At 69.6% G+C, this 8083-nt stretch carries 7 protein-coding genes and 5 tRNA genes; 6 read left to right on the top strand and 6 right to left on the bottom strand.

The window, feature by feature from the left end:
* Positions 1-6 precede the first annotated feature (6 nt).
* A complete protein-coding gene (locus AB0F98_RS01815) occupies positions 7-588 on the bottom strand; it encodes a TIGR03086 family metal-binding protein (protein WP_357727105.1) in 582 nt (193 codons plus the stop codon).
* A 72-nt stretch (positions 589-660) separates the two neighbouring features.
* Entirely contained in the window at positions 661-1263 is a 603-nt protein-coding gene (locus AB0F98_RS01810; protein ID WP_357727102.1) for a TetR/AcrR family transcriptional regulator, read from the bottom strand.
* Positions 1264-1539: 276 nt separating this feature from the next.
* Between AB0F98_RS01810 and AB0F98_RS01805 the strand changes: the two genes are divergently transcribed.
* The 3 genes from AB0F98_RS01805 (at position 1540) to AB0F98_RS01795 (ending at position 1808) form a co-directional block, all read left to right on the top strand.
* Positions 1540-1612: transfer RNA gene (locus AB0F98_RS01805), tRNA-Gly, on the top strand.
* A 35-nt stretch (positions 1613-1647) separates the two neighbouring features.
* A tRNA-Cys gene (locus AB0F98_RS01800) sits at positions 1648-1718 on the top strand.
* 15 nt (positions 1719-1733) lie between these two features.
* Positions 1734-1808, top strand: a tRNA-Val gene (locus AB0F98_RS01795).
* 149 nt (positions 1809-1957) lie between these two features.
* Here AB0F98_RS01795 and AB0F98_RS01790 read toward each other — a convergent pair.
* Positions 1958-2893 carry a hypothetical protein gene (locus tag AB0F98_RS01790; protein WP_357727099.1) on the bottom strand — a complete coding sequence of 312 codons (936 nt, stop codon included), beginning with the start codon at positions 2891-2893 and terminating at the stop codon, positions 1958-1960.
* Between the two features lie 491 nt (positions 2894-3384).
* Here AB0F98_RS01790 and AB0F98_RS01785 point away from each other — a divergent pair, with 491 nt between their 5' ends.
* A complete protein-coding gene (locus tag AB0F98_RS01785) occupies positions 3385-4053 on the top strand; it encodes a YceI family protein (protein WP_357727096.1) in 669 nt (222 codons plus the stop codon).
* 174 nt (positions 4054-4227) lie between these two features.
* Here AB0F98_RS01785 and AB0F98_RS01780 read toward each other — a convergent pair whose 3' ends face one another.
* Positions 4228-4518: a DUF6458 family protein gene (locus AB0F98_RS01780; protein WP_357727093.1), complete on the bottom strand. Its 291-nt coding sequence runs from the start codon at positions 4516-4518 to the stop codon at positions 4228-4230.
* Between the two features lie 150 nt (positions 4519-4668).
* Between AB0F98_RS01780 and AB0F98_RS01775 the strand changes: the two genes are divergently transcribed.
* Positions 4669-4741: transfer RNA gene (locus AB0F98_RS01775), tRNA-Gly, on the top strand.
* 53 nt (positions 4742-4794) lie between these two features.
* Positions 4795-4869 (top strand) — tRNA-Val (locus tag AB0F98_RS01770).
* A gap of 158 nt (positions 4870-5027) precedes the next feature.
* Here AB0F98_RS01770 and AB0F98_RS01765 read toward each other — a convergent pair.
* Both AB0F98_RS01765 and AB0F98_RS01760 read right to left on the bottom strand, forming a co-directional pair.
* A complete protein-coding gene (locus tag AB0F98_RS01765; RefSeq protein WP_357727090.1) occupies positions 5028-6353 on the bottom strand; it encodes a hypothetical protein in 1326 nt (441 codons plus the stop codon).
* Positions 6354-6372: 19 nt separating this feature from the next.
* Positions 6373-7941, bottom strand: coding sequence for a hypothetical protein (locus tag AB0F98_RS01760; protein ID WP_357727087.1), 1569 nt, complete (start codon positions 7939-7941; stop codon positions 6373-6375).
* Positions 7942-8083: the final 142 nt, after the last annotated feature.

Raw genomic sequence — 8083 nt, 5'->3', positions numbered from 1 at the left:
GGTGGTTCAGCCGGCCGGTGTCCAGCGTGGGTCGCGGCCGAACGCGGCGATCAACCGGTCCTGCGCGTCGGCGTCGGTGGGCACCTGCACACCGGGCCGGGTCAGCTGAGCCCGCTGGTAGTCGCCGGCGTGCTTCTCGAACCATCTCGCGCACTCCCGGACCGCGTCGGCGTCCAGCCGAGGGTCGTCGCCGATGGCGACAGCGAGGTCCCAGCCGTGGATGAGGTGCTCGGCGAGGAGTTGGTGCAGGTACTCGGTCGCCGGGAGGTCGCCGGAGGAGAGGTGGACGGTGCGCGTCAGGGTGCCGGGGTGGGACGCGGCGATCTCGGCCTGCGACGCGGCATCGCGTGCGGCCACGATCGGATCGCTGCCGAGTTGGTCACCGTCGAAGCGGTCACCGACCTCCGCGACGGTGCGGCCGGCGAACAGTGGAACGCTCCACCGGGCCTCGTACACCACGTGGTTGACCAGCGTGCGGACATCCCAGTCCGGGCAGGGGGTCCGCGCCGACCACTGCGGGGCACTGACCCGCTCGACCCGGTCGATGAAGTCGGCCAGGCTGCGGCGATAGCTCTCCAACAGGTCCATGTCGCCGATTGTCGCGGCCACCCGGGGTGGACCGAGTCGCTATGCCCGGTCGTCCCACGTGGGGCTGCTCGATCAGTCCAGCTCGGCCGGGTCCAGGCCCAACTCGCGAGCGGTGACCAGGCGGACCCACTCGGTGAACTGCCGCCGGGAGATCACCCGGTCGTGCACCGCCAGCTGAACCGCCAGGCCGTCCATCACCGCGCTGATCCGCCAGGCCGCCCCGGCCGGGTCGGCGCACTCGAAGGTGCCGTCGCGTACGCCGTCGGCGATGACCGCGGCGAGGTCCTCCCGCCAGCGCAGGTCCAGCCGGCGGGAGACTCGCTCCACTTCGGGGGTACGCAGCGACTCCGACCAGCCGTCGATCCACATGGACCAGGAGGTCGGGCGTCCCGCCGGGGTGTAGAGCTTGAGGATCCGGCGCAGCTTGGTCAGCGGCGGGGCGGGAGAGCGGACCACCGCGTCCAGCCGAGCCAGGTCCTGCTCGACCGCGTACTCGAAGGCCTGGGCGAGCAGCCGTTCCTTCGTGGCGAAGTGGTAGAAGACAAGGGCCTGGCTCACCCCGGCGGCCTGTGCGACGTCGGCCGTCCGGGTATTGGCCAGACCGCGTTCCGCGATCACGTCGCAGGCCGTGCGCAGCAGGGCATCCAGGCGGATCTCGGCCGCACGTCTCATCACGCCGGTTACCGTAACCCATCCGGATGAACACGGGCAGTTATGATCGAGTGGCTTTCGGCCTGTCAAAGAGTCGGAATGCGGACAGTTCGTCGAGACTCTGTAACAACGGAGCATTGGGCAGTCTCCTAGGACGCTCTACGCGATGCGGCCGTCCGGCTCGTCCGTGGCCGAACCCCTCGAACGGGGCAGGGACGCGCCGAGTGGGCACCCCGAGTTGGCAACGGTTCGCCGCCTCGGCTAGAGTTCTCATCCGTCACCGGGGAACGCCGGTGGCACGCGGACGTAGCGCAGTTGGTAGCGCATCACCTTGCCAAGGTGAGGGTCGCGGGTTCGAGTCCCGTCGTCCGCTCGGAGAATGCCGCCACGCATGACGGGGGCAACCTCGGTGGGGTGGCCGAGAGGCGAGGCAACGGCCTGCAAAGCCGTGTACGCGGGTTCAAATCCCGTCCCCACCTCGTAGACACAGGCTCGGGCGATTGGCGCAGTGGGAGCGCGCTTCCTTGACACGGAAGAGGTCACTGGTTCAAACCCAGTATCGCCCACCAGTTAGATGAGTAGTTGAAGCAGCTCGTCACCGGACATCGGTGGCGAGCTGCTTTCATTCCTGCCGCTGGGCCGCTGGGCCGCTGGGCCGCTGGGCGTCCGCCCGCCGGCGGCGGGTCTCGGCGGCGGGCGGACGGCACGACCGGACCGGTCAGAGTTTGGGGATGACCGCCGCGATCGAGGTCGCGAGGAGCGGGCCGATGATCACCAGCCCCGACTGGAGCTCGCTGAGGCTGGTGCGGTTGACACCGAGGATCTCCTCCAGCTTGATTCGGTTCTCCGCCGCGGAGATCAGGTCGGCCTTCGGCACGTGGGCGATGTCCGAGAACTCGTCCACGTACACCTGGCAGCGCCGACGCAGCAGGGTCGCCGACGGGATGTGCATCAACGCGATGAGGATCGAGCCGGCGGCGCCGATGATGAGCGCGGTGGACTGCGGGATCGTCTCCGAGCTGCCCCAGCCGACCGATGCGGCGCCGATCAGCACCAGTACGAGCAGCAACGAACCCATCATCTGTAGCACCCGGGCGAGGATCCGGCGCAGCCGCATCAGCGCGGCCAGCTGCTCGCCGGGAGTGCCGGTGAGACCGCGCATCGAGACGACGCGCAGCCCCGCGAGGGTCGCCCCGGCCGGCAGGGACCCGAGTATGACGATGCCGAGGAAGACCCCGAACCGCCAGGTCAGTCCGCGGCCCAGGATGGCGTGCGCGGCGGCCACCGCGCCGGCCACCAACGCGAGGAAGACCAGCACCGACGAGAAGACCCGTCGGACCGGGACGTGCTGGATCTGCTGGAGGTCGTGCCAGCGAGCCACGCCGGAGCCGATGGTCGATCCGCTGAGCGCGCCGAGCAGCCCGGCGGCGGACGCCCACAGCAGCCACTCGTTGCGGGACTCGGGCAGGAGCCGGTCGGGACTGGTGTACGCGACCCCGAGCGCCACGGCCGCGCCGACCATCATCATCGACGTACGTACGACGCGTGGCCAGCCGGCGAGTCCGAGCGGGCGCGGTGTGGTCACCGGCGGCGGCGTTACGGCTTGCATCGGGGCGGCGGGCGTCGGCGCGACGGGCGCCTCCACGGCGGTCATGGCCGGGAACTCTAGTCGATCTCCCGCGCGCCGGCCGCCCCAACAGATGGGGCGCGGAGTGGGCGTCGGGACCCCGTCCGGCGCGTTCTTCGCCGCCAATCGTATTCGCGGGCGGGCGGCAGTCGAATCTGTCGCAATTGCTGGCTTTCTCATACGTGCACAAGGGCAAACGGTTTCCGCAAGCTCGTGAGATTCTTCACGCCATTGAACTGCTTCGCGGAGGCGGCACGGGGTGACAAGATCGACACTTGTCGCCGCCCCCGTCGTGTCCCATCGCGGCGAATCCCTTTGCTGGCAGGGAATCTGCCGTACGGAAGGGATGTGCGGGCATTCGGGTGCCGGGTGTCAGCCACTTCCTGTCATCAATTCGACTCCCCCCAAGGTGAATTCGACACGCCTTACTCTGAGCGCCGGGGCAGGCGTCCGCGGCCCTCGCGGCAGGTACGGCGAGCGGCCAGGCGGACCCGAAAGTCAGGGAAAGGCACGAAACGATGACGGGTCCAGCCACGCGGGTGTGGAAGGGCATGACGATCCCGGCCGCCGGCACCTACGAACTCGACCAGGCGCACAAGCGCATTGGTTTCGTGGGTCGGCACATGATGGTCAGCCCGGTGCGTGGCGAGTTCACCGAGGGGAAGGCCCGGATCGTCGTCGACGAGGACCCACTGCACTCCTCGGTGGTGGCCACCATCCGATCGTCGAGCATCGTCACCGGACACGACGACCGGGACGTGCACCTGAAGAGCCCCGACTTCCTCGATGTGGAGCGTTACCCCACGCTGGAATACCGCAGTACCGGGATGGTCCCGCAGGACGAGGTCGATCCGATCTTCTTCTGGGCGCGGCTGCGCGGAAACAACCGCCTCGGGCGCCGCGTCGGGGGCGATCTCGGCGCCCCGCCGGCTCGTACCTCCGGTCGCTTCGTACTCAAGGGTGATTTGACGATCAAGGACATCACCCGGCCGGTCGACCTCCAGGTGGAGTTCGGCGGCACCCGGCGCGACCTGTCCGGGCAGGAGATCTTCGGGTTCACCGCGACGGCCGAGTTCGACCGTGAGGACTACGGCCTGCTGTGGAACGTCGCGCTGGAGGGCGGCGGCGTGCTCGTCGGCAAGAACGTCCGCATCGAGATCGCGGCCGAGGCGATCCGCCAGCCCTGACGAAGGCGGCGCCGGTCGTCCGGGCCGGGTGGGCGAGCCGGGTCTCTTACGGCGCGTGCGACGGGTTGCGGACTGGCGACACGACCGGGCGGACCGACCACCTCGTGACGAGGAGGTCGGCCCGCCGGATGCTCGAGTCCGCCGGGCTCGGCAGGTCGATGGCGGCGGCCGGCGTCACAGCGGCGGGGCGACGTTCCGGCGCTCCTCGACGCGGCGGTACTCCACCGGCTCCTCGACCCGGCGGTACTCGACCGGTTCCTCGACCTGGCGGACCGGCTGGTCGGTGGTGACCACGCCGGAGCGGCGACGGCCCCAGATGAGCGTGGTCATGACGAGGCCGAGCACGCCGGCCGCCATCAGGATCCAGCCGACGACGTCGAGGTCGAACCCGCCGGGGCTCGCGTCGAGCGCGAAGGTGAGGATCGCGCCGACCGCGATCAGGAAGATGCTGGTTCCGATACCCATGACAGCCTCCTTTGCGGGGATGTGGTGCGCTGTCGGGAGACTCAGTACCCCGCCGCTGAACAGCGCAACCATTCAACCCGCCGGGTACCGTGCGGGCCGATCTTGGGATCGGGTACAGTTCTCCCTGTCACCGGCGCTCGCCGGGGATGTGCGGACGTAGCGCAGTTGGTAGCGCATCACCTTGCCAAGGTGAGGGTCGCGGGTTCGAGTCCCGTCGTCCGCTCGCGGATCCGCCTGACGGATGCCTGGCTGTTCCGGGCCTCGGGCGGTCACCACGGGCGATTGGCGCAGTGGGAGCGCGCTTCCTTGACACGGAAGAGGTCACTGGTTCAAACCCAGTATCGCCCACCATCTTCAGCAGAAGGTTCACGGCTCGTCACCGACACCGGTGACGAGCCGTAGTGCATCTGGTCCACTCCGCGGTCGCCGTGGCCCCGGCGGCTGGCCCGTCCGGCGGCCGTTGTCCTCCCCGCACCGGCGGGGAGGACAACGGCTGGCCGGTCCCGAAGTCAGGGGACGATGCGGACCGGCCCGCAACCGAAGAACGTGAAGGTGCCGGCCGGGTCGGTGAACTTGCCGATCAGGCAGCCTTCGGTGTCGCCGGCGGTGAAGCCGCCGTCCCCGGCGCGGAAGTGCAGGACGGCGTCGAGGTCGGCGTCGCGGGTCCGCTCGTCGAGCTCGTAGCTGCGTTCGTCGTGCCGCCGGTTGTGCGTCTCGGCGCCGCCTCCGCCGCCGAGCACCACCGCCCGGTTCCCGAAGCGGGCCGTCGTGGCGACGACGGTCCGGGCGTCGAAGGCGAGCGGGTTGCCGTACTCGCCCGCTGTCGTCGTGAGCACGGCCAGCGGCGCGTTGTTCCCGCCGGCACCCAGGTTGATGCTGTTCGGGTCGCCGCCGGGCTTGATGTTGACGGTGACCGGCACCGCACAGTCGATGGTGTGGGTCGTGGACCTGGTGTTGTTCGTGGCCACCAGGTCGACGTCGGCCGGGTGGGTGGTGGCAACCGTGGCGGTGAAGGTGACGGTGTGCTGGCCGGGGGTGTCGCACCGCACGGTCCACTGGTCGGACTCGGTGACGTCGGCGCCGACCGCGATGCCGGGCAGCGTCGCCGTCCGGGTGGCCGGAGTCACCGTCACACCTGATCCGGCCGTCGCCGTCGTGGTGAGTGCCGCGTCCGCCGGGCCGTCGGGGCCGTTGTTGGTCACGACGGTGCCGACGGTGATCGTGGCGTCCTTCCCGACGAGGCCGATCGGCGGTGCGGCGGTCACGGTCACCGCCTCGACCGCGAGGTCGGCCCGGAGGCAGTCCTCGTCGTCGGGGTGGGCCAGGCAGAAGTCGTGGATCGCGTCGGTGAGGTCGGCCCGTACGATCTCGTCGGCGGCCGCGATGTCGGTGACGACGATGGTGGCCGCGTCCCGGTCGAACGGGGCGATCCAACGTCCCGACGCGTGCGGGTTGAGCCGGCGGGTCTCACCGCCGCCGGGTGCCTCCTCGCCCAGCTCCCACATCGGGTGCCAGTCGTTGAAGGTGCCGATCAGGTCGCCCGTCTCGCCGAGCACGTCCACCTTGGACAGCGGTGGTGCGCCGAGGTGGGAGGGGGCGCGCTCGTCGACCACCTGGATGTCGGTGACCGTGGCGTCGGCGCGGCCGTTGAACGACACCCGTACGACTATCGACTTGGCCTCGTCCGCCGCGTTGTCGGCGGCGAAGTTGGGGATCGGTTGGATCGTCGGGTCGTTGGCGGGATCCGAGAGGGCCGGGGCGCCCACCCAGAGCGCCACGCCGACCGCGACCGGCAGCAGCCACCAGGCCAGGCGGCGGCGCGAGTTGGTTGTCATGCGCATCGTCCTCATCCCCTCAGCACTTCGCGCCGCGGCACTCGGCGAAGTACCACTCGATGCGTCTGATGTCCGCCGCCTGGGCGGTGGCGTTGTCCACCATCAGGTCGTTCGTGGCCGGGTCGGAGACCGACCAGTCGAAGTCGTCCCAGTTCTCGATCTCCTCCTCGAACTCCCGGCAGTCCGAGGCGGTCCGGCCGAGGTCGGGCGCGTCGTCGGCGCAGTCCTCCGGCTCGTCGTAGACGTTGGGGTAGACGTCCTGCTGGTAGTAGCCGCCGTCGCAGCAGTACTCGTCGGCGAGCCCGAACGGACGGTGCCCGGACTCGTGGCGGATCGTGCTGAAGCTGGTGTTCTCACCGGAGAAGACGTTCGAGCCGCCCATCGCGCAGTCGCGGAACGAGTCCACGTGCACCACCATCACGCTGTCGGCCCAACCCGAGTCGGGTACGACGTGGTCGCAGCCGTCCTCGGCCGGGTCCGCCTGGCCGGTGCCGACCTGGAGCCAGAAGCTCATCGCGTCCTGATGCACGAGGAACGGGTCGTAGCTGTAGAACGAGTTGTAGATGATCTGCTGTACGTCCGACTGGAACTGCGGGTCGGCGGCGCCGCTGTAGTCGTCGGAGTCGCCGACGAACACCCAGTCCACCCGGCTGTACGTGCTGCCGGTGTAGAGCACCGGGACCTCGTCGCCGTCGCCGGCGGTCGCCGCCACCGACCGCCATCCGGTGAAGATGGGGACGCTGTCGTCGACGCCGCGGCAGCCGTAGCTGAAGCTGCCCCCGCCGGTGATGGTGTGGTTGTACGTGAGGGTGAGCGAGTTGGCCGTGCTCACGTCCGGGGTGGTGCGATCGTTGACCCAGATCTCCAGCGTGTCGGCCCGTGCCGGGGTGAGGGCACCGTCGAGGAACTCGGCGGTGATGGTGACGGTGTCGCCGACCTGCGGGAAGAGCGGTGTGTGCATGCACCTGATCCGGATGCCCGGGGCGGCCGGGGGTTCGGTCACCTCGACCCGCAGCCGGATGGAGGCCGACTCGTCGGGCGTTCCGGTGCTGGTGAACACGCCGCAGCCGCCGCTCAGGTCGCCGGTCACGGTGCACGCGTTGAGGTCGAGCGTGAAGCTGAGCGACTGGTCAGTGTCGTCGTCGTTGTCCGAGGGGTCGTCCGGGTCGTCGCCGTCGGGATCGAGGTCGGCGATGTCGTCGTCGAACCGGAGGAAGCCGTCCTCGTCGCGGATCTCCAGGTAGATGGGGACGGTGCCGCTGGAGAGGGCGACCTGCTTGGAGAACTCCCAGTTCGGTTCGATCGTGTAGGTGTCCTCGAACGGGTCGGTCGCCGGGGTGTCCTCGTTGTTGAACGACTCTCCGGCGATCTCCACGTAGCTGTAGAAGTCGGGGTCCTCGCCGAAGTCGTGGCCTTCGACGCGCTCGACGGTCACCCGGACGGTCATGTTGAGATCGGCCGCCGCCGCCGGGCTGCTGAGCACCAGGACGGGCAGCAACGCGCTGACGAGTACCGGGACGACCGGTATCGCCCCCAGACGCCGTCGCCAGCCCACGGCGGGCTCGGCGGCGTACACCACTTTGGTCATACGGACCTCATTCGAGCTGGTGGCCCGGATCCCGGGGATCGGGGCTGCCGACGGGAAGAATGCCTGGTGGGACGGGCAGGCACGTCGGAGCGTATGCGCCGGGTGACCGGCGCATTCCGTACAGTCAGCTACCGGATAGGTG

The organism is Micromonospora sp. NPDC023737, from assembly GCF_040639715.1.
Lineage (GTDB): Bacteria > Actinomycetota > Actinomycetes > Mycobacteriales > Micromonosporaceae > Micromonospora.
The sequence above is the reverse complement of the archived record's forward strand: the minus strand, read 5'-3'. Positions and strand labels throughout refer to the sequence as shown.